The organism is Parasaccharibacter sp. TMW 2.1888, from assembly GCF_023167265.1.
Taxonomy (GTDB): Bacteria; Pseudomonadota; Alphaproteobacteria; order Acetobacterales; family Acetobacteraceae; genus Bombella; species Bombella apis.
On record NZ_CP030979.1, the window covers coordinates 315,642 to 336,357 of the forward strand.

The 20,716-nt window shown below is 61.1% G+C and carries 17 protein-coding genes; 9 read left to right on the forward strand and 8 right to left on the reverse strand.

The window, feature by feature from the left end; translation table 11 throughout:
- Positions 1-6: 6 nt before the first annotated feature.
- From dxs to trpS, 6 genes are all read left to right on the forward strand, one after another.
- Positions 7-1,965 carry a 1-deoxy-D-xylulose-5-phosphate synthase gene (gene dxs, locus DTQ13_RS01500; RefSeq protein ID WP_248460916.1) on the forward strand — a complete coding sequence of 653 codons (1,959 nt, stop codon included), beginning with the start codon at positions 7-9 and terminating at the stop codon, positions 1,963-1,965.
- Entirely contained in the window at positions 1,965-2,720 is a 756-nt protein-coding gene (locus DTQ13_RS01505; RefSeq protein ID WP_248460918.1) for a TlyA family RNA methyltransferase, read from the forward strand. Before dxs ends, DTQ13_RS01505 begins: the two co-directional genes overlap by 1 nt.
- Before the next feature lie 72 nt (positions 2,721-2,792).
- Positions 2,793-4,004, forward strand: coding sequence for a 23S rRNA (adenine(2503)-C(2))-methyltransferase RlmN (gene rlmN, locus DTQ13_RS01510; protein WP_373364578.1), 1,212 nt, complete (start codon positions 2,793-2,795; stop codon positions 4,002-4,004).
- Between the two features lie 110 nt (positions 4,005-4,114).
- Positions 4,115-5,347, forward strand: coding sequence for an argininosuccinate synthase (locus tag DTQ13_RS01515; RefSeq protein WP_043557929.1), 1,233 nt, complete (start codon positions 4,115-4,117; stop codon positions 5,345-5,347).
- Positions 5,348-5,433: 86 nt separating this feature from the next.
- Positions 5,434-5,925, forward strand: a complete 492-nt coding sequence (locus DTQ13_RS01520) for an FKBP-type peptidyl-prolyl cis-trans isomerase (RefSeq protein WP_043558393.1) — start codon at positions 5,434-5,436, stop codon at positions 5,923-5,925.
- Positions 5,926-6,028: 103 nt separating this feature from the next.
- A complete protein-coding gene (gene trpS / locus DTQ13_RS01525) occupies positions 6,029-7,018 on the forward strand; it encodes a tryptophan--tRNA ligase (protein ID WP_086431348.1) in 990 nt (329 codons plus the stop codon).
- 66 nt (positions 7,019-7,084) lie between these two features.
- Here trpS and lpxB read toward each other — a convergent pair whose 3' ends face one another.
- From lpxB to rpmI, 5 genes are all read right to left on the reverse strand, one after another.
- Positions 7,085-8,308: a lipid-A-disaccharide synthase gene (lpxB, locus tag DTQ13_RS01530; RefSeq protein WP_081563289.1), complete on the reverse strand. Its 1,224-nt coding sequence runs from the start codon at positions 8,306-8,308 to the stop codon at positions 7,085-7,087.
- Positions 8,309-8,342: 34 nt separating this feature from the next.
- Entirely contained in the window at positions 8,343-10,811 is a 2,469-nt protein-coding gene (gene pheT / locus DTQ13_RS01535) for a phenylalanine--tRNA ligase subunit beta (protein WP_248460920.1), read from the reverse strand.
- 1 nt (position 10,812) lies between these two features.
- Positions 10,813-11,883, reverse strand: coding sequence for a phenylalanine--tRNA ligase subunit alpha (gene pheS, locus DTQ13_RS01540; protein ID WP_043557925.1), 1,071 nt, complete (start codon positions 11,881-11,883; stop codon positions 10,813-10,815).
- 195 nt (positions 11,884-12,078) lie between these two features.
- Positions 12,079-12,432 carry a 50S ribosomal protein L20 gene (gene rplT / locus DTQ13_RS01545; protein WP_043557924.1) on the reverse strand — a complete coding sequence of 118 codons (354 nt, stop codon included), beginning with the start codon at positions 12,430-12,432 and terminating at the stop codon, positions 12,079-12,081.
- Between the two features lie 14 nt (positions 12,433-12,446).
- On the reverse strand, positions 12,447-12,650 hold the full coding sequence (gene rpmI, locus DTQ13_RS01550) for a 50S ribosomal protein L35 (RefSeq protein WP_043557923.1): 204 nt from the start codon (positions 12,648-12,650) through the stop codon (positions 12,447-12,449).
- 387 nt (positions 12,651-13,037) lie between these two features.
- Here rpmI and DTQ13_RS01555 point away from each other — a divergent pair, with 387 nt between their 5' ends.
- Both DTQ13_RS01555 and DTQ13_RS01560 read left to right on the forward strand, forming a co-directional pair.
- On the forward strand, positions 13,038-15,488 hold the full coding sequence (locus DTQ13_RS01555; protein WP_043557921.1) for a membrane-bound PQQ-dependent dehydrogenase, glucose/quinate/shikimate family: 2,451 nt from the start codon (positions 13,038-13,040) through the stop codon (positions 15,486-15,488).
- 315 nt (positions 15,489-15,803) lie between these two features.
- On the forward strand, positions 15,804-16,115 hold the full coding sequence (locus DTQ13_RS01560) for a hypothetical protein (protein WP_197981626.1): 312 nt from the start codon (positions 15,804-15,806) through the stop codon (positions 16,113-16,115).
- Between the two features lie 77 nt (positions 16,116-16,192).
- Here DTQ13_RS01560 and DTQ13_RS01565 read toward each other — a convergent pair whose 3' ends face one another.
- The 3 genes from DTQ13_RS01565 to DTQ13_RS01575 form a co-directional block, all read right to left on the reverse strand.
- Positions 16,193-16,639, reverse strand: a complete 447-nt coding sequence (locus tag DTQ13_RS01565) for a SufE family protein (RefSeq protein WP_043557920.1) — start codon at positions 16,637-16,639, stop codon at positions 16,193-16,195.
- A 94-nt stretch (positions 16,640-16,733) separates the two neighbouring features.
- The gene (locus DTQ13_RS01570) at positions 16,734-18,233 is read right to left on the reverse strand and encodes an ATP-binding protein (protein WP_086431231.1); all 1,500 of its coding nucleotides are present in this window, start codon (positions 18,231-18,233) and stop codon (positions 16,734-16,736) included.
- Positions 18,230-20,146 carry a hybrid sensor histidine kinase/response regulator gene (locus DTQ13_RS01575; protein ID WP_248460926.1) on the reverse strand — a complete coding sequence of 639 codons (1,917 nt, stop codon included), beginning with the start codon at positions 20,144-20,146 and terminating at the stop codon, positions 18,230-18,232. Before DTQ13_RS01575 ends, DTQ13_RS01570 begins: the two co-directional genes overlap by 4 nt.
- Before the next feature lie 131 nt (positions 20,147-20,277).
- Here DTQ13_RS01575 and DTQ13_RS01580 point away from each other — a divergent pair, with 131 nt between their 5' ends.
- The gene (locus tag DTQ13_RS01580; protein ID WP_154981270.1) at positions 20,278-20,715 is read left to right on the forward strand and encodes a hypothetical protein; all 438 of its coding nucleotides are present in this window, start codon (positions 20,278-20,280) and stop codon (positions 20,713-20,715) included.
- Position 20,716 lies beyond the last annotated feature (1 nt).

A 20,716-nucleotide genomic window follows, 5' to 3' on the forward strand; every position in this document is an offset into this window, starting at 1 on the left:
TTGTTCATGAGCACGTCTTCCTCCATCCCTACTCTGGGCCGTTATCCTCTTCTGGATCGGGTAAGCGTACCGGCGGACATGAAAAACCTGTCCATCGAGCAGCTCACCACCCTGGCCGAAGAACTCCGCTCGGAGACCATCAATGCGGTTTCCACCACGGGTGGGCATCTGGGTGCCTCCCTCGGCGTGGTCGAGCTGACGGTCGCCCTCCATGCAGTGTTCAACACACCGGATGACCGGGTGATCTGGGATGTCGGCCACCAGGCCTATCCGCACAAGATCCTGACCGGCCGCCGTGAGCAGATCCGCACGCTGCGCCAGCCGGGCGGTCTCTCCGGCTTCACCCGCCGGTCGGAAAGCCCCTACGACCCCTTCGGTGCGGCCCATTCCTCCACGTCCATCTCTGCTGGACTGGGCATGGCCGTTGCCCATCACCTCTATGCGGAGGACCATCCTTCCTACCGGGAACGGAATGTCATCTCCGTCATCGGGGACGGGTCCATCTCCGCCGGCATGGCCTATGAGGCCATGAACAATGCCGGGGCCATGGGTGGCAAGGGAGCGGAACGGCTCATCGTCATCCTGAATGACAATGAGATGTCCATTGCGCCGCCTGTCGGGGCCATGTCCAACTATCTCAGCCGCCTGATGTCCTCCCGCCGCTTCCTCACCCTGCGGGACATGGCGGGCAAGCTGGCCAAACGGCTGCCCTCCCGCATTGAGCGCACAGCCAAACGGGCCGAGGAATATGCCCGTGGCATGATCACCGGCGGCACGCTGTTCGAGGAGCTGGGCTTCTATTACATCGGCCCGGTAGATGGACACGACATGCACCAGCTCGTCCCCATCCTCCGCAACCTGCGGGATGCCGAGGACAAGGGACCCGTCCTGCTGCACGTCATCACGGAAAAGGGCCGTGGCTACAAACCGGCCGAGGCCGCCGGGGACAAATATCATGCCGTCGCCCGCTTCGACGTGGAAACCGGCAAGCAGAAAAAAGGGCCTGCTGGTCCCCCCACCTACACGGATGTCTTCTCCCGCGAGCTGCTCCACCGGGCCAACCAGGATGACAGGGTGGTTGCCATCACGGCAGCCATGCCGTCCGGCACCGGGCTGGACAAAATGGCCCAGCAGCATCCTGACCGCTATTTTGATGTCGGCATTGCCGAGCAGCATGCCGTGACCTTTGCCGCCGGGATCGCCAGCGAAGGGATGCGCCCCTTCTGCGCCATCTACTCCACGTTCCTCCAGCGGGCCTATGATCAGGTCATGCATGACGTGGCCCTCCAGAACCTGCCTGTCCGCTTTGCCGTGGACCGGGCCGGGCTTGTCGGTGCGGACGGCGCAACCCATGCAGGCTCCTTTGACCTGAACTATCTCTGCTGTCTGCCCAACATGACGGTCATGGCTCCGTCTGATGAGGTGGAGCTGCTTCACATGACGGCCACGGCATGGGCGCATGACAGCGGACCAATCGCCCTGCGCTATCCCCGTGGGGCTGGTCTGGGCCAGAAACTCCCCGATGAAGGGAAAATTCTGGAAATCGGCAAAGGCCGCATCATCCGCTCCTCCGAAGGAGAAGGCGTAGCCATCCTTGCTCTCGGTCCCCGCCTGCACGAGGCCCTGAAGGCCGCCGAAACGCTGGCCAGGGACGGTATTGCCGTCACCGTGGCCGATGCCCGCTTCGCCAAGCCAGTTGACGGTGCGCTGATCGAATCCCTTGCCCGCCAGCACAAGGTCTTCATCACCATTGAGGATGGCGCACCGGGTGGGTTCAGCACGCAGGTAGTGCAGCATCTGGCCGAAACCGGCCTGCTCGATCAGGTCCGTTTCCGCCCCATGGCCCTGCCGGATACGTGGATCGACCACAACACCCCTGCAGCCCAGTACGAAGAAGCGGGCCTGACAGCCCGTCACATTGCCGATCTGGCCCGCAAGGCCTTTGATGGCAAGGCTGGGGCCTGATGGCCAAACGCCGTGCGGACCAGCTCCTTGTGGACAGGGGGCTGGTGGAGACACGCAGCCGGGCACAGGCCCTCATCATGGCCGGGCTGGTCTATGCCGGCCCGCATGGTGACAGGCCCGTCAAAAAAGCAGGGGATCAGCTCACTGAAGACATGCCCCTGACCCTGAAAGGGCAGGACCATCCTTGGGTCTCCCGTGGCGGGCTGAAACTGGCCCATGCACTGGAACATTTCCCCCTCTCTGCAGAGGGAAAGATCGCCGTGGATGTCGGAGCCTCAACGGGCGGCTTTACCGACGTGCTGCTCCAGAATGGAGCGGCAAAAGTCTATGCCGTGGATGTCGGACACGGCCAGCTGGCCTGGAAGATACGCTCCGATGACCGTGTGGTGGTGCTGGAGAAAACCAACGCCCGCCACCTGAATGCCGAACACATACCCGAGGCCCCGGACATCGTCGTCTGCGATGCCAGCTTCATCAGCCTGAAAACCGTTCTGGCTCCGGCCCTTGGCATGGCAAAAAATGGGGCCTGGGCCGTGGCCCTCATCAAGCCGCAGTTCGAGGCAGGCCGGACCGACATCGGCCCCAAGGGGGTCGTACGGGACCCCGCCGTGCATGAACGTGTCTGCGAGGAAATCCGGGACTGGTTTGCCAGCCTCCCCGGCTGGACCATCCTTGGCCTGGTTCCCAGCCCGATCACCGGGCCCGAGGGCAACAGGGAGTTCCTCATCGCCGCCCGCAAGGACGCCATCGGGTAAGCCCACCCTCGCCCCTCACTTTTCTGACCCGGAAACGGGTTCCCATGCTATAGCCACCACATGACACATCCGATGCCTTCTTCAGCTCCCATTTCCTCCGATGCCGTGAATGCCCTCAACGAGAGCGAGCGCAAACGCATCGAGGCCAAGTCAGCCCTGTTCGCACCGCCAACACCGGTCACGGAGGATGGACGCCGTGAGCTGGTCGGCCTCTCCCGGGAAGAGCTGGCCGGGGTCCTGACCGAGATTGGCGAAAAGCCCTTCCGGGCCAAGCAGCTCTGGCACTGGATCTATCATCAGGGCGTGACGGACTTCTCCCGCATGTCCACCATCGCCAAGCCCTTGCAGGCCAAGCTGGAAAAGCACTTCATCGTCGGCCGCCCCAGCCTGACGACGCAGCAGACATCCAAGGACGACACGCGCAAGTTCCTCTTCCGCTTCCGGGACGGGCAGGAGGCAGAGACTGTCTATATTCCAGACAGGCGGGAAGACCGTGGAGCCGTCTGCATCTCCTCCCAGGTGGGCTGCACCCTGTCCTGCACCTTCTGCCATACAGGAACGCAGAAGCTCGTCCGCAATCTGGGAGCAGCCGAAATTGTCGGGCAGTTCATGGCAGCACGGGACAGCTATGGCGAATGGCCCAGCCCCAAGGGCGACACGCCCCGCCTGCTCTCCACCATCGTGCTGATGGGCATGGGAGAGCCGCTCTACAATTATGAGAACGTCGCCAAGGCCATGAAGATCATCATGGATGGCGAAGGCATCGCCCTCTCCCGCCGCCGGATCACGCTCTCCACCTCCGGCGTCGTGCCCATGATGGACCGCTGCGGTGACGAGCTGGGCATCAATCTGGCCATTTCCCTCCATGCCGTCCGCAACGACCTGCGGGACCAGCTCGTACCGCTGAACCGGAAATACCCGATCGAGGAGCTGATGGCCGCCTGCCACCGCTATCCGGCCGCCTCCAACTCCCGCCGCATCACCTTTGAATACATCATGATCCGGGACGTGAATGACAGTGATGCCGAAGCCCGGGAGCTGGTGCGGCTGATCCGTGGCCTGCCCGCCAAGGTCAATCTCATCCCCTTCAATCCATGGCCGGGATCGGACTTCCGCCCCTCCACACGGGAGCGGCTGGCCAGTTTTGCCCAGATCGTCATGGATGCCGGTTATGCCGCCCCCATCCGCATGCCCCGTGGCAAGGATATCCTCGCCGCCTGCGGGCAGCTCAAGACACAGAGCGAGCGGAAGCGGCAGGCCGAATCCCGCAAAAACGAGGCCTGAGCCTTCTCTTGCGGATATGGGCCTCTGGCCCAATGGCCTGACAGCTGTTACAAGACCATAATAACTTAACGATATCTGGTTCTGTCTTTCAGCAGAGGTATATAACGATCATGAGCAAAGCCTCAGGCATCAAGAAAGTCGTTCTGGCCTATTCCGGTGGGCTGGATACGTCCGTCATTCTCCGCTGGCTTCAGGAGCATTATGGCTGCGAGGTTGTCACCTTCACGGCTGATCTCGGTCAGGGGGAAGAGCTGGAACCCGCACGCCGCAAGGCTGAATCCCTTGGCGTGAAGGAAATCTTTGTCGAAGACCTGCGGGAAACCTTCGTCAAGGACTACGTCTTCCCGATGTTCCGTGCCAACACGGTTTATGAAGGCCAGTACCTGCTGGGCACCTCCATCGCCCGCCCGCTGATCTCCAAACGCCAGATCGAGATTGCCGAGGCCGTCGGTGCGGACGCCGTGGCGCATGGTGCGACAGGCAAGGGGAACGATCAGGTCCGCTTCGAGCTGGCCTATTACGCCCTGAAACCGGACGTGAAGGTTATCGCCCCATGGCGTGAATGGGACCTGACCTCCCGCACCAAGCTGCTGGACTTTGCCGAGAAGAACCAGATTCCTGTCACCAAGGACAAGCGGGGCGAGGCTCCGTTCTCCGTTGATGCCAACCTGCTGCACTCTTCCTCCGAAGGGAAGATTCTGGAGGATCCCTCCCTGCCGCCGGATGAGATCGTCTTCCAGCGCACCATCTCCCCGGAAGCTGCCCCGGACAAGGCAACCGAGATCACCATCGACTTCAAGCATGGTGACCCGGTGGCCATCAATGGTGAGGCCCTCTCCCCGGCCAATCTGCTGGCCCGCCTCAACGAGCTGGGCAAAGCCAACGGCATCGGCCGTCTCGACATCGTGGAGAACCGCTTCGTCGGCATGAAGTCCCGTGGCATTTACGAGACGCCCGGCGGTACCATCCTGCTCCAGGCGCACCGCTCCATGGAGTCCATCACGCTGGACCGTGAAGCTGCCCACCTCAAGGACAGCATCATGCCCCGCTATGCCGAGCTGATCTATAACGGCCTGTGGTTCTCCCCGGAGCGTCACATGCTTCAGGCCCTGATCGACAGCAGCCAGAAATCCGTCAATGGCCGTGTGCGCCTGAAGCTCTACAAGGGCAATGTCATCTGCGTGGGCCGTGAAAGCCCCGACAGCCTGTATGATGCCCGTGTCGTGACCTTCGAGGATGACGAAGGTGCCTACAATCAGGTGGATGCACAGGGCTTCATCCGTCTGAACGCCCTGCGGCTGCGGCTGGGTGCCAACAAGGGACGCCGCGGCGGCACGCCCTGAGCCTGCCGTCTCCACCGGGTCTGACGGCCCGGTGGTGCCCGCCTTTTCCTCCCAGCTTGCAAAGAGGCATTTCCATGTCCCGTTGTCTGCGTTCTTTCTTCCGTTATCTGCCGGTCTGCGCTCTGGCTGGTCTGCTCGGCCTGACAGGCTGCTCTGGCGACCAGAAACCGGACCTGACACCCCAGCAGTTCATGGATCAGGTCTACAAACAGCCCGGAGTGCAGAAACTGCCTGATGGTCTGGCCTACAAGGTCCTGAAATCTGGCCCCAAGGATGCGCCCCACCCACAGAAGGGAGCCACCATGATGGTCATCTATGAGGGCCGCCTGCCAGACGGGGGCATTTTTGATGCCTCGGAAATGCACACCGGCGCCGCCTACATGGAGATGCCTCTTGATGGTGTCATCGACGGCTGGATGGAAGGGCTGCCCCTGATGCGTGTTGGCGATACGTGGGAGCTCTATGTCCCGCCCCAGCTGGGGTATGGCAAACGGTCCATGGGGATCATCCCGCCCAACAGCCCGCTGATCTTCAAGATCCAGCTTCTGGGTGTCGAGGATGACAATTCCCTTCAATAAGGGCATAGCCTTCTGCCATCTGCCCAGCCAGCAGGGTTTTCCGCCGTCCCCTCACCTCTGAGCGGGGCGGCTTTTGTCTTTTCCTTCTGTCAGGACCATGTTCATGCAGCGTGTTTTTTCAGGAATCCAGCCAACAGGCATTCCCCATCTGGGCAATTATCTCGGAGCCATCCGCAACTGGGTCACCTTGCAGAAGGACCATGACTGCCTGTTCTGCCTTGTGGACATGCACTCCCTGACCATGCCATGGTCCCCGGAGGCCCTGCGTGAACAGACACTGGCCTCCACTGCCTGCCTTCTGGCCTCCGGCATCGACCCGACCCGCCTGTACAACCAGTCCGCCGTCAGTGCCCATGCCCGCCTCGGCTGGATTTTCAACTGCGTGTCCCGTCTGGGCTGGCTGAACCGCATGACACAGTTCAAGGACAAGGCAGGCAAGAACCGGGAAAACCATTCCGCTGGCCTGTATGTCTATCCCAACCTCATGGCGGCGGACATTCTGGCCTTCCACGCCACACGGGTGCCCGTGGGTGACGACCAGCGGCAGCATCTTGAGCTGGCCAATGACATCGCACAGAAGTTCAACCACGATATGGGTGTCGAGTTCTTCCCGCTGATTGAACCGCTCATTCCGCCTCATGCTGCCCGTGTGATGAGCCTGCGGGACGGCAGCAAGAAGATGTCCAAGTCCGACCCGTCTGCCCAGAGTCGCATCATCCTGAATGATACGGCAGACGATATCGCCCAGAAGATCCGCAAGGCCCGCACGGATGCCGAACCTCTGCCCTCCGAGGAAGCCGGGTTGGAAGGCCGCCCGGAGGCCCGCAATCTGCTGACCATCTACGCTGCCATGTCCAACAGGACGTTGGCTGACGTGCTGGGCCAGTTTGCCGGCCAAGGCTTCGGCACCTTCAAGCAGGCTCTGGCTGACCTGCTGGTCGAAACACTGGCCCCCGTGGCCGATGAAACCCGCCGCCTGATGGATGACAAGGCTCACCTCATGCAGGTCCTGCGCCAGGGAGCCGAACGGGCCCGTGCCGTCTCGGAACCGATTGTGAGCGAGGCAGAAAAGCTGGTTGGCTTCCTGCGCTGAAAGCACTCCCAGGTTGCCATCCTTCGGCATGAAAAAAGCCTGTCCCCTGACAAGGACAGGCTTTTTTCATGAGCGCCGCAATTCGGACAATGGCGTTTCCATCAGTGCCAATACCTCTCTGGCCGCTGACATGGCAGGCAGCTCCCCGCCCGGAGCTTCCAGCATGGCCAGAATATCGGCAAAAGCCTCCTGCTGGGCCTGCCGCTTTGCCCCATCTGTCAGGAGAGAAGTAATTTCATCCGCCAGTTTCTGGGGAGTACAGTCATGCTGGACCAGTTCTGGCACGACTTCACGCCCTGCCAGAATATTGATCATGGAAATGAAGGGAAGCCGCAGGAAAAGCCGCCCCAGCAGGGCTGAAAGCGGATTGACCCTGTAGGTGACCACCATGGGTACCTGCCCTATGGCCAGCTCCAGAATGGATGTACCCGATTTGGTCAGGGCACAGTCAGCAGCCCGGATAGCATCGTGCTTGTCCTCCGTATCCGTCAGGATGGAGGGGTGAACCGCCCAGTGCCGCACCATCTTCTTCACGAGTGGGGCCATGCCCGACGTGGCCGGAATGACGGGCTGAAGATCGGGGAAACGTTCATGAAGAATTCCGAGAGTCTTCTCAAAAACAGGCAGCAGCTTTGGGACCTCGGAGGACCGGCTGCCCGGCATGAGGATCAGAATAGGGCTGTCCGACCGAATGTCATGCCGTTTATGGAAACGCTGTGCCTGACCATGCGCCACGCCCGATTGCAGGATGGGATGGCCGACAAACCGGGCCTCGGGCAGGCCCCGTTCAGCAAACCATGCTTCCTCAAACGGGAAAAGGCAGAGCAGCCTGTCCCACAACCCCCGATACCCTTTGACCCGACTCTCCCGCCAGGCCCATGTCTGCGGCGCTACATAATGCAGGCGCCGGACATTCAGCTTGCGGATGCGCCGCAGAAGCCGGAACGAAAAACCCGGGCTATCAATGGTGATGACAATATCAGGACGGCGCAGCTCAATATCCTGCTCAGCTTCCAGCAGCCTCTGTGACAGAAGGCGCAACCGGGGCAGGACTTCCATGAACCCCATGACCGTCAGGTCTTCCATCGGGAAGAGGCTCCGCAGGCCCCGGGCCTCCATCCGCCCTCCGCCAACACCAGCAAAGACCAGCATCGGGTCAATGCGGTGCAGGGCCTGCATCAGACGGGCCCCGATACTGTCCCCACTGGGCTCACCGGCCAGAATCCAGATCACCCGGCCATGGTGATGAAGGGGAACCTCACCCTCTACAGGGGCACTCTCATCCACCATGGCAGCCTCTCCTTCTTTCCCGCCGTTGCAGGGCTCAACGCCGCAGCGTTGCCCCCGTCGCCTTCTGGACGGCACTTTCTACAGCCGTCATCAGCGCATCAAGCTGAGTATCCGTCAGGCTGTCTTTCTGCGGCTGGAGGGTCACCTCCACTCCCAGAGAGCGATGCCCTGCCGGAACGGAGCCACCTTCAAAGATGTCGAAAAGACGCACATCCGTGATCAACTTGCGGTCTGCCATACGGACAGCCTTCAGCACATCCTGTATCTGCACCTTTTCATCAGCCAGGAAGGCAAAGTCACGACGGACAGGCTGAAGGACCGACAGCGTCGGGGCAGCCTTCCGTTTCACCTTGGGCAGCGGAACCCTGTCCAGCGTCATCTCAAAGAGCGCCACCGTGCCGCTCAGGCCGAAGTGACGGGCCACACGGGGGTGCAGCTCACCGAAGCTGCCCAGCACCAGCTTGGGCCCCTGCCGCACGACACCGGAACGCCCCGGATGGTAATAGCCCGGCGCATCCGCCGTGCTGCTCAGGGAAGCCTCGGCCACACCGAGAGCTGCAAGAGCCGCCATGAGATCGGCCTTGGCATCCATCCATGATGGTTCCTCGGCAGACTGACCCGGAGCTCGGCCATTCACGCCACCCCGCACACCAGCCAGCACCATACGGGTGCCCTGCTGCCCGAAGCAGGGGCCAAGCTCGAAGAAGGAGGCATCCCCGCTGAAGCCCTGCCCGTGAGCCAGATTCCGCCCAAGGGCACGCAGCAGGTTGATGATTGGTGTCGGCCGCAGCTGGTTCAGGTCCGTTGCAATCGGGTTCAGCAACCGGTCCTGCTCCCGTCCTTCTTCAAACAGGGCCGCATCCTGATCGGACACGAAGGAAAAACCAACGGTCTCCATCAGGCCACGCCCCGCACACAGGCGGCGCAGAAGGGCTACCCGGGCCTGCTGTGGTGTCACCGCCGGAGCAGGCACCATATGGGCACGGGGCAGGGACAGGGCCGGAACTTCATCCAGACCACGGATGCGCAGAACCTCCTCGACCAGATCGGCCTCGGCTTCCATGACCTCCACACTGGCGGCAGCCCGTTCGGCCACAGCGGCATCGAGCGTGACAGCCTGTGCCAGACCATGCCCTGCCGCCACGTCATTCCGCCATGACGGCACGGAGAACACGGCCTTCTCTGCCGTGCGCTCCTGCACCTCAAACCCCAGGGCCTCGAGGATGTCCACGGCCCTGTCCGCCTCGATCTCCAGACCGCCCAGCGAGGCCAGACGCTCGAAACGCAGGCTGGCGGTTCTCTGCCATGCCGGTTCCGCCCCCGCCTCGGTCACCTCACTTGGCGTGCCGCCACACAACTCCACGATCAGGGCCGTGGCGGCTTCCAGACCGGAACGTACGAGAGCCTGATCCACACCACGCTCGAAACGGTAACGGGCATCCGTCTGCACCCCAAGGCGGCGGCCTGTCAGGGCGATGCGCACCGGGTCAAACAGGGCGGATTCCACGAAGACATCGACCGTCTCATCGGTCACCGCACTGGCCTCACCGCCAATGATGCCCGCCAGCGACTGCACCCCGGCCTCATCCGCAATGACGAGATCATCCGTGCCCAAAACCAGCTCCTGCCCATCCAGCGCACGGAAATGCTCCCCTGTGCCGGATGTCAGGGAAAGCCTGTCACCGGTCAGGCGGGCGGCATCAAAAACATGCAGCGGCCGCCCGACATGCATCATCAGATAGTTGGTCACATCCACCAGGGCGGATTGCGGCCGCAACCCCACGCTCTCCAGACGACGCTTCAGCCAGGCCGGGCTGGGGCCATTCTTCACGCCACGGATCAGCCGCCCCGTAACATAACGGCAGGCCGGGTGGCTGATCTCCCACTGGATCGGGCTTTCACCCTGCCCTTCCACCGTCTCCGTCAGCCACGGCTTCAGGGTGCCCAGCCCCGCAGCAGCGAGGTCACGGGCAATGCCCCGGACGCTCAGCGCATCGCCACGGTTGGGCGTGATGGCAATCTCGATGACGGGGTCATCCAGCCGGGCATGGCGGACATAATCCTCACCCAGCGGAGAACCATCAGGCAGTTCAGCAATGCCATTGGACTCCTCACCGATCCCGAGCTCCCGCAGGGAGCAGAGCATCCCGTTGCTGGCCTGTCCCCGAATCTTGCCGGGCTTGATCGTCATGTCACTGCCGGGAATGTAGGTCCCCGGCGGAGCGAAAATGACATGCAGCCCCGTGCGGGCATTCGGCGCACCACAGACGACCTGAACGTCCTCGAAGCCCTGACCGGCTGAGACACGGCAGAGCTGAAGGCGGTCTGCATCCGGATGGGGGGAAGCCTCCAGAATCTTTGCCGTACGGAACCCGGCCAGACGTTCCGTCGGGTCATCCACGCTTTCGACCTCAAGGCCGATGCGGTTCAGCGTCGTGCATATCTCGTCCAGAGAGGCGGTAAAATCGAGGTGATCCCGCAGCCATGAGAGTGAAAATTTCATGTCAGAAACCCTCCGTCAGCGTTGCCGGGGACAGTGATGAAAAACCGTAATGACGCAGCCAGCGCAGGTCACTTTCATAGAAGGACCGCAGGTCCGTGATGCCATTCTTCAGCATGGCCAGACGTTCGATCCCCATGCCGAAGGCAAAGCCCTGCCACTCTGCCGGGTCCAGCCCGCAGTTGCTCAGCACCCGGGCATGGACCATGCCGGCACCCAGCACTTCCAGCCAGTCCGCCCCGGCACCGATCACGCCTGTCTCCCGGGACCAGCCGATGTCAATTTCCATGGATGGTTCGGTAAAGGGGAAGTAGGAGGCCCGGAACCGGACAGGCAGGTCCGGCTGACCAAAGAAGGCCCGCAGGAATTCGGTCAGGCAGCCCTTCAGATGGCCCAGCGTGATGCCTTTCTCGATGACCAGCCCCTCGCACTGGTGGAACATGGGGGAATGGGTGGCGTCATGATCGGCCCGGTAGGTCCGGCCCGGTGCGATGATGCGGATGGGGGGCTTCTCACCCAGCATGGTGCGGACCTGCACGCCGGATGTCTGCGTCCGCAGCACCCGCAGGTCCTCGCCTTCTCCGGCTGCCGGAAGGTAGAACGTGTCCTGCTCTGTCCGGGCCGGATGATGTTCCGGCGTGTTCAGGGCGGAAAAATTGTGCCACTGGCTTTCAATGTCCGGCCCTTCCGCCACATGGAAATCCATCGCCCCGAAGATGGTCGTGATTTCCTCGATCGTCCGGCTGACGGGATGGATGAGACCGGCCGGTGCCGGGGCGGGAGGCTGGGTGATGTCCACCGTCTCCTCCGCCAGACGCTGCTGGAGGGCCAGCTCCTCGATCTCCCTGCCACGCTGCTCGATCAGGGCCGTCAGCTCGTCACGCAGGCGGTTGAGGGCCTGCCCCCGCTCTTTCCGCTCCTCGTGCGGGAACGAACCGAGCTGCCGGAGCAGGCCGGTCAGTTTACCTGAGCGTCCCAGCGTCCCCACACGGACAGCATCCCATTCCCCATGGGTGCTGGCCTGTTTCAGGGCCGCCAGTGTCTCATCCTTCAGAGTGTCGAGGTCATTGGCCATAGCCTGTCTTCCATCATCTCATGAGCCTGTTTCAGGAACGCTTCCTGCCCCGGCCCCTGAAGGTCCGGATGTTGAAACGTTTCTGAAGCAGCCTCAAAGAAAAACGGGCTGCTCCGTTGCCAGAACAGCCCGCCAATCATCAGTCCCATTCCTCACGGTCCATCAGGAACAGACCATGAAGCATGAGGAATCCCCTTACAGGGCTGCCTGAGCCTTGCGTACGATCTCGGCAAAGGCCGCTGCATCGTCATAGGCGATGGCAGCCAGAACCTTACGGTCGATCTCGATCCCGGCCTTGTTCAGACCGTTGATGAAACGGCTGTAGGTCAGGCCATGCTCACGCACGGCAGCGCTGATGCGCTGGATCCACAGGGAGCGGAAATCACGCTTCTTGTTGCGGCGGTCGCGATAGGCATAACGCAGTGCCTTCTCGACGCGCTCCAGAGCGATGCGATAGTTTGTGGAAGAACGCCCGCGATAGCCTTTGGCCAGATCAAGGACCTTCTTGTGACGGGCGTGGGTGGTCGTACCCCGTTTAACACGTGCCATGGTTTCTTAACTCCTTATGACAGCCCGTAGGGTGCCCACTGTTTGACGGTACGGGCATCCATGTCCGTCATTGTCTGCGGACCACGGTTGCTGCGCTTCATCTTCTGCGGACGGTTAATCAGGCCATGGCGTTTGTTGCCGGGACCACAGGTCACCTTGCCAGTCGCGGTGATCTTGAACCGCTTCTTGACCGAAGACTTCGTCTTCAATTTGGGCATTTTCATCTCCTTACAGTTCTGAAGTTCCCATTCCCCTAGTGGACAACGGAAACCGCACGGCCGGGCATGCCACATCATATGGCCCGGGCGCGTGCACGACCTGTTGGCGCTTATAGGGACAACGGGGGACGGCCTCAAGCAAAAACCGCATCAGAACGGCATGTTTTTTGAGCAGTGAGCATTAACTATTGTGAAGTAAATATCACATGGTTGTGAATATGATGATAGAGGCACTCATCCAGTCCGAATTATTACCCCCTGATGCTTGACCCATGGCCCCTTCCCTGTGCTTAAAGGCAGGAGATCATCATCCATGACGGGACATTCCTGTCAGGGCAACGCTTATCCAGGTTGAGTGATCGAGTTTAACAACACTGAGGCTTATCCATGTCCTCCACTTCCCGTACGGGGGGAATCTGGGTCTCGCTGGTTGCCATCCTCATGGCGATCGTCGGCCTGCTGCTGGTTGCCGGTGGTATCTATGCCATCAGCGAAGGCGGTCCCTTCTATTATCTCATCAGCGGGCTGGGCACGCTGCTCAGCGCGTTCTTCGTCCATAAACGGAAGCCGATCGGCCTTGCTGTCTATGCGGTCGTCCTGCTTGGCACGCTCATCTGGGCTCTCTGCCTCGTAGGCCTCAACCTCTGGAGCCTCGTGCCCCGGCTGGATGTGGTCATCGTCATCGGCATCGTCCTGCTGCTTCCTTTCATCCGCCGTCCGCTGGCCGCCAACCGGCTGGCCACCATTCCTCTGGGCATCGGCGTGGTCCTCAGTGCCCTGGCACTGGTGGTTTCCGCCTTCATGGACCCGTATGACATCGGTGGTTCCCTGCCTACAGAGCAGGTCAATGCCAGCCCGGCAAACCCGGACAACGTGCCGGATGGTGACTGGACCTCCTACGCACGCACGCAGGATGGCAATCACTGGTCCCCTCTGACACAGGTCAACAGCCAGAACGTCAACCAGCTGAAGGTTGCCTGGGTCATGCGGACCGGTGACCTGCCGGACAAGTCCCGCGACCCGGGTGAGGCCACCAACGAGGCCACGCCGCTGGAGTTCGACAACACACTCTATTTCTGCTCCCTGCATCAGAAGGTCTTTGCCGTCGATGCCGTGACCGGGAAGACGAAATGGGTGTTCGACCCCAAGCTGAACGTCAATCCTGGCTTCCAGCATCTGACATGCCGTGGCGTCAGTGCCCACACGAAGCCTGAAAATGCCGTCGACAGCAGCGGCCAGCCTGTCACCACGACAGACTGCACCAAGCGCATCATTGCCATGGTCAATGACGGCCGCATGGTCGAGATCGACGCACAGACAGGCAAGGTCTGCCAGGGCTTTGGGGACAACGGCCAGGTCGATCTGCGCTTCTCCCACCAGCCTTACACGACGGCTGGGGAGTATGCCCCGACATCACCGCCCGTCGTTACCGACAAGCTGATCATCGTCAACAGTGCAGTGAAGGACAACGGCTCCGTCCACCAGCCTTCCGGGGCAACACGGGCCTATGACGTCTACACGGGCAAGCTTGTCTGGGTATTCGACGCCGCCAATCCTGACCCGAATGAAATGCCGAGCGAAGAGCATCCGCATTTCCATCCGAACTCCCCCAACTCCTGGTCCGTCTCGTCTTACGACAAGAACCTGAACATGGTGTACATCCCCATGGGGGTTGGCACGCCTGACCAGTGGGGTGGCTACCGTGACAAGGATGCCGAACGCTATCCGCCGGGTGTCATTGCGCTGAATGCGGACACGGGCAAGCTCGTCTGGTTCTACCAGACCGTCCATCATGACCTCTGGGACATGGATGCCTCCGCACAGCCCAACCTTGTGGACATCACCCAGAAGGATGGCAGCCTGGTTCCGGCCATCTACATCCCGACCAAGAGTGGTGACATTTTTGTTCTGGACCGCCGCACCGGCAAGCCGATCGTTCCGGCACCGGAGGTTCCTGCCCCGGGTGGCGCTGCCACGGGTGACCATACAAGCCCGACCCAGCCCCATTCCGAGCTGAGCCTGCGCCCGAAAGATCCGCTGTCCGACCGTGACATCTGGGGGGCCACGATCCTTGACCAGATGGTGTGCAGCATCTACTTCCACAGCCTGCGTTACGAGGGGCCCTATACGCCGCCTTCCACGCAGGGGACGCTGGTTTTCCCTGGCGATCTGGGCATGTTCGAGTGGGGCGGCCTTGCGGTTGATCCTCGCCGCCAGGTAGCCTTCTCCAACCCCATCTCCATTCCGTTCGTCTCCACTCTGGTTCCCCGTGGCCCGGGCAACCCGCGCTGGCCCGACCCGAATGGTGACAAGGGTGGCAGCGGCGGTGAGACGGGTCTCCAGCCGAATTACGGCATCCCGTACGCCGTCAACCTGCATCCCTTCCTGGACCCGCTGTTTGCCAAGTTCGGCCTTTTCGTGCCGTGCCGCACGCCACCGTGGGGGGCTGTCGCCGGGATCGACCTGCGCACCAACAAGGTTGTCTGGCAGCACCGCAATGGTACGCTGCGTGACTCCCTGCATGGCTCGTCCCTCCCGATCCAGCTGCCACCCATCAAGATCGGTGTCCCGAGCCTTGGTGGCCCGCTGGCAACGGCTGGCAATGTAGCCTTCCTGACATCATCGCAGGACTACTACATCCGGGCCTATGACCTGACGACCGGCCATGTCATCTGGAAAGACCGTCTCCCTGCCGGGGCACAGTCTGCACCGATGACCTACAGCATCAACGGTCGCCAGTACATCGTGACCTACGCTGGTGGGCATGGCTCCTTCCTGAGCCGGATGGGTGATTATCTGATCGCCTATGCTCTGCCGGAACAGGCCGAGAAGAAGTGAGACCCTGACAAACAGGTTGTCACAAAACAGAAAAGGGGAGGTCCAGCCGGGCCTCCCCTTTTTTTCATCATGCGGCTGATCCCGGACCATACAGGCCAGCAGCCAATATCCTTCCCGTGCAGCACTATCAGTAACCCGGGACGATGGAGACAATTCCAGAGCCCTGTCCCCCACCCAACCTCAATTGATAATATTTGGTAATGACTGGCCGTTATTCTTTAAAAATAACATAGACTTCACTATCACCAGCCAGAATTTCCTGTATAGGATAATGCCAGCCTATTCGTTCCCTGTTCTGACAGAAGGAAAACCCCCATGATGTTCCGTCGCATGGCCACATTCGCCCTCATTGCCAGTGCCCTGACCAGCCAGGTTGCCTTTGCCGCCTCTCATGGCAAGGCTCACCACTGCCGCAATGAGAAAGGTCAGTTCACAAAGTGTGAAAAGCCGAAGGCCAAGCCCTGCCGCGACAAGAACGGCAAATTCAGCAAGTGCAACACTCAGGATGCCGCCAGCGCCAAGCCGGCCGAAAAGGCCGAAGCTACAGCTGACAGCGTGAAGGACAGCTCCAACCCGATGAAGTCCGACATGCCTGCCACCGATGCTGCGGCTCCGGCCACGCACTGAGACACGGGGACAGCCCCTGCATGAAAATGCCCTCTGGTTTTACCGCCAGAGGGCATTTTCTGTTCCGGCCAACGGGCTCAGACTGCGGCGGCTCTTTGCCGGATGGCTTTTGCCATGGCCTCCACGCCATTGCCCCGATTGGCTGAAAGCGCCTTCACCAATCCCAGCTCATGCAGAAAAACCGGGTCAGTCGCCAGAATCTCATCCCGTGTACGACCGGAATAGACACGCAGCAGCAACGCCACCAGCCCCTGAACGATAGCGGCGTCAGACGCACCAGCAAAAAACAGACATCCGTTTTTTTCCTCAGCTTCAAGCCAGACTTGGCTCTGGCAACCCGGCACCCGGTGAGCGTCATCCTGCCAATCCTGCGGAAAGTCCGGCAGTTTCCTCCCCATCTCGATGATGTACTGATAACGCTCCATCCAGTCATCGAACAGCGCCAGTTCATCCCCGATGGCCGTGATGGCCTGTGCTGCATCATCTTCCTGCGGCTGAACAAAACAGGCTTCCCTATCGGCCATGCCATCCCCCTTCCTTCATCAATTTATGTTCGTGCGATCCATCATAACTGGAGGCACCAAAATGGGAACCGCTCCCCTCCGAAATGTCTTCGGCTCACTGTTTCAGCAAGGGTAACAGAAGACGCATCACCGTTCCCTCTCCGGGCCGGCTCTGCACAACAACATCCCCATGATGGGCCAGAACGAAACTGTAAATGCCAGCCAGCCCCAGCCCTGTGCCTTTCCCCGCCTGCTTGGTGGTGAAAAAAGGCTCAAAAATATGGCGCTGGACCTCTTCACTCATGCCTTCCCCTTCGTCCCGGACATCAAGGGCCAGCGCATGATCCTGCTCGCAACTGGATGGGGCAGCAGGCAGGACGTGGCGTATCCGGCTGGCAGAAAGAGTCACGGTCCCGCCATCAGGCATCGCATCCCGGGCATTCACACACAGGTTGAGCAGGGCCATTTCCAGCTGTTCCGGGCAGGTCAATACAGGGGGAACAGTCCCTTCCGGGAGGTCCAGCACAAAACGGATGGCCGGGACGGCTCCATAAAAACCATGCCGGAACAGGCTGGCCCGCTCCTCCAGAAAAGCCACGATGTCAAACGGGCGCACCGTCCCACCATTCCGCCCCGCCCGGCCAAACTGAAGCAGACGGCGGGTCAGCCCCTCCCCCCGTTCCACGGTCTCCAACGCCCGGGCCAACCACTTCTTCTGGGTGGCACGGGCCGCTTCATCTCCCTGCAACTGCCCGGAAAGAGCCTCCAGACAATTACCCAGAATGGTGAGCAGGTTGTTGAAATCATGCGCGACACCACCGGCCAGACGGCCCAGGGCTTCCAGCCGCTCACCCCGGTTCAGCCGGTCTTCCACCATCACACGCTGGGTCACGTCCCGATCCATGCTGACCTGCCAGGCCTCTTTCAGCGGGACATCCTCCGGCCATTTCAGCGCCAGGCGGACAATCTCGTGCCAGCGTCTCTGCCCATCTTCCGCCACGACCTCCAGAAGCTCCTCTGCCTGCCCGTCCTCCCAGACCTTTTCCCGCAGACGGGCAATCACAGGCTGAAGAATGGCCGTGTAATGGTCACTCTCGCACGTCCCCTGATGATGCCGGTTGCTGCGGATACAACGGCCTTGCGCATCGGAAAAAACCAGACCGAACGGCAGGCTCTCCATGAGGCCATGCAACAGGGCCTGCTCCACCTTCAGGGCCCTCTGGGCCTGCCATGTCCTGTGTGCCTCATGGACGAGGGACAGCACATGGTCCGCCTCCCACGGCTTGTGCACATAGGCAACGATCCTGCCGTGATTCAGGGCTGCCACAACGGCATCCAGATCCGCATATCCTGTCAGCAGAATAGCCCGGGCGTCGGAGCAGGCACTGGCACGGCTGAGAAACTGGTCCCCTGTCATGCCCGGCATCCTCTGGTCTGAAATGATGACCGAAATCTCCGGATGGGCGGCCAGCAGGGCAAGGGCCCTGCCAGGCTCGGCCGCTGTCAGAACCGTGCAGCTTTCCTCCAGCAGATCCCCGAGTGCCACGAGAATCTCTTCCTCATCATCCACCAGAAGAACACAAGGTTGGGCCTCGATACTGTAAGGCTCGTTCATGCCGTTTTTACTTCCTCCTGTGCCCTGTGCCGTTCAGGCTCCCGCACAGCCCAGCCTTCTGCCGTCTCGTGGACAGGAAGGCGAATCACGAAATATGCACCACGCCCGCCATTGGTCTGCCCATCTTTCTGGCAGCCATCTCCAGCCTCACAGGCATCTGTCACGTCGATGGTTCCACCATGGGCCTGCACGATGCCATGAACGATGGAAAGGCCCAACCCTGTCCCTTCCCCCTGCGCCTTCGTGGTGAAGAACGGGTCAAAAATCCAGGGGCGGATCGACTCTTTTATGCCTGGACCATTGTCACTTACCGTAATTTCATAAACATCATCGTAAAGACGGGTCGCAATCCGTATCAGCCCATCATGATGCTTCTGCCCTTCCCGCCGCATATCATTCAGCGCATCGGCAGCATTGGCAATGAGATTCATGACAGCCTGATGGAACAGTGTTTCCTGGCAGACCAGCTGCCGGGGTGCCTCAAGCTGGCAGTCCACGGCAATGGACCTGCCAAGCCTATGGCGGACCAGGGCCAGCCCTGTCTCTATCGCCTCGCCCACATCCACCATGCGCCACTCTCCTTCTTCCAGACGGGAGAAACGACGCAGACGCACGACCAGGTCCCGGATACGCCCCAGCCCTGTCTTCATCGCAGCCAGACGGTCCCTGGCCCGCCGAATGCGGGTCTGACCATCCTCATCCTGCACGACAGTATCCATCCAGTGCAGGCATCGCTCGACCGTATCGGCATGACCCAGAGTGAACGCCAGAGGATTATTGATCTCATGGGCAATGCCGGCCACCAGCTCTCCCAATGAAGCCATCTTGGCCGTCTGGACCAGCCGGGCCTGTGTTTGCACCAGCTCCTCATTCGCCTTGGCCAGCTCCTTGTTGGCTCTGGCCAGAGCCTCCGCCAGCGAGGCCTGCGCCTGTGCAGCCTCCAGCGCCAGAGCCGACTGCTGGCGTTCCATCTCCCGCTGATGAAACGCCTCATTCTCCCGCCGCCGCCGGACCATGGCCCGGATGCGCAGAGCCAGCACCATGGGCGTCATGTCACTCGGAACAAGGTCCTCCAGGCCAGCTTCCAGAAAAGCCACGCAGGATTCACCCCGGAAGCGGGCTGCCTGTATGATGCAGAGAATGCGGAACGGTGTACCCCCCTGCTCCCGCAGGGCCTGGCGGCGCTGGTCCAGCAGACGGCAGAAAGCGAGGTCTGTCTCGTTATCCTGTATGTCCTCCAGCACGATGCAGTCCGGCCCGTCCGGGCCTGTCAGCCAGCCGCCATTCAGCAGATCACTGGAGCGGGTGACAGAGGTCACCGTGTGTCCATCCCGCCAGAGAAGCTCCCCCAGCCCAGCCTCCTCCGTGCCGTCCCGGCTGTTTTCATGATCCATGATGCTGGGGTCATTCCAGAAATCCAGCAGGGTCTCATCATCAGGGGTACGGACGATGACAACCCTGGCCCGCCGCATGTGCCATTGGGGATGAAGCTGGCGCTTTTCTTCCGCCAGATGCAGGAGCGTGCGTATCCGCAGCAACAGCAGGTCAGAATGGGCAGAGCTGGAAAGGTAGGCATCGGCCCCGCTTTCAAAGCAGTCCAGCTCAACCCGTGAGGATACATCCTCCGTCAGCATCAGCACCGGTACGCCCTGCATGGCAGGAGTCGCCTTGGCACGGCGAACGAACTGCCCGGCGCTCATGCCTTTCTGGAGAGTGCAGCAGATGACCATGTCCACCTGATTGATACGACAGCGGGCCTCCAGCACTTCCAGCATCATTTCAGCACTCTGCCGGCAGACAACATCCATCCCCTCCCTGCGCAGAAGCTCATGGACCCGACTGTGAGCAGGACCGGCTGGATCCAGAAGAAGAACATGGACATCTTTTTCATCCAGCGTGGGTAAGATTTGCATTACGCCTCTCTTGAAGCTAGGTGCAGAAGCAGGAGGACAGAACAGAGGCCCCTCCGCCCTGCTTTCCGTCTCCCTCGCCATTACTATGCCATTGCCAGCCCGGCTGTCTTGCAGGAAGGTCTGAAACATTCATGGATACATCGCCCTCTTCCTCCCATTCCTCCCCGGCACGGGGCGAACGCCTGCTCTCGGCCACGCCATCACGCCAGCAGCAGGGCGGAGCCATCATGGGGCGGGTCCTGCTCAACCTCATATGGGCCGTGGCGCATTTCGCTTTCAGCTTTCTCATTCAGCTGACAGAACTGTTTGCTCCCATCCTGCTCATCCTCGGCGTCGGCTGGTCCCTGCTGCCGCACCTTGTCACCGTTGCCACGGCCAATCTCGGGTCCCTCACGGAAGACCAGCAGACGCATGAGATCGTCAATCACATCGCCCATACCATCCCCGAACAGCTCATGGTAGCCGGTCACACCCTTACACCGCACGGGCTGATAAAGGATGGTCTGCTCCTCATGGCTCTGGCAGCAGCCTCCTCCACGGCGGCGGCCTGGCTGGCCCGGAGGCTCTGAG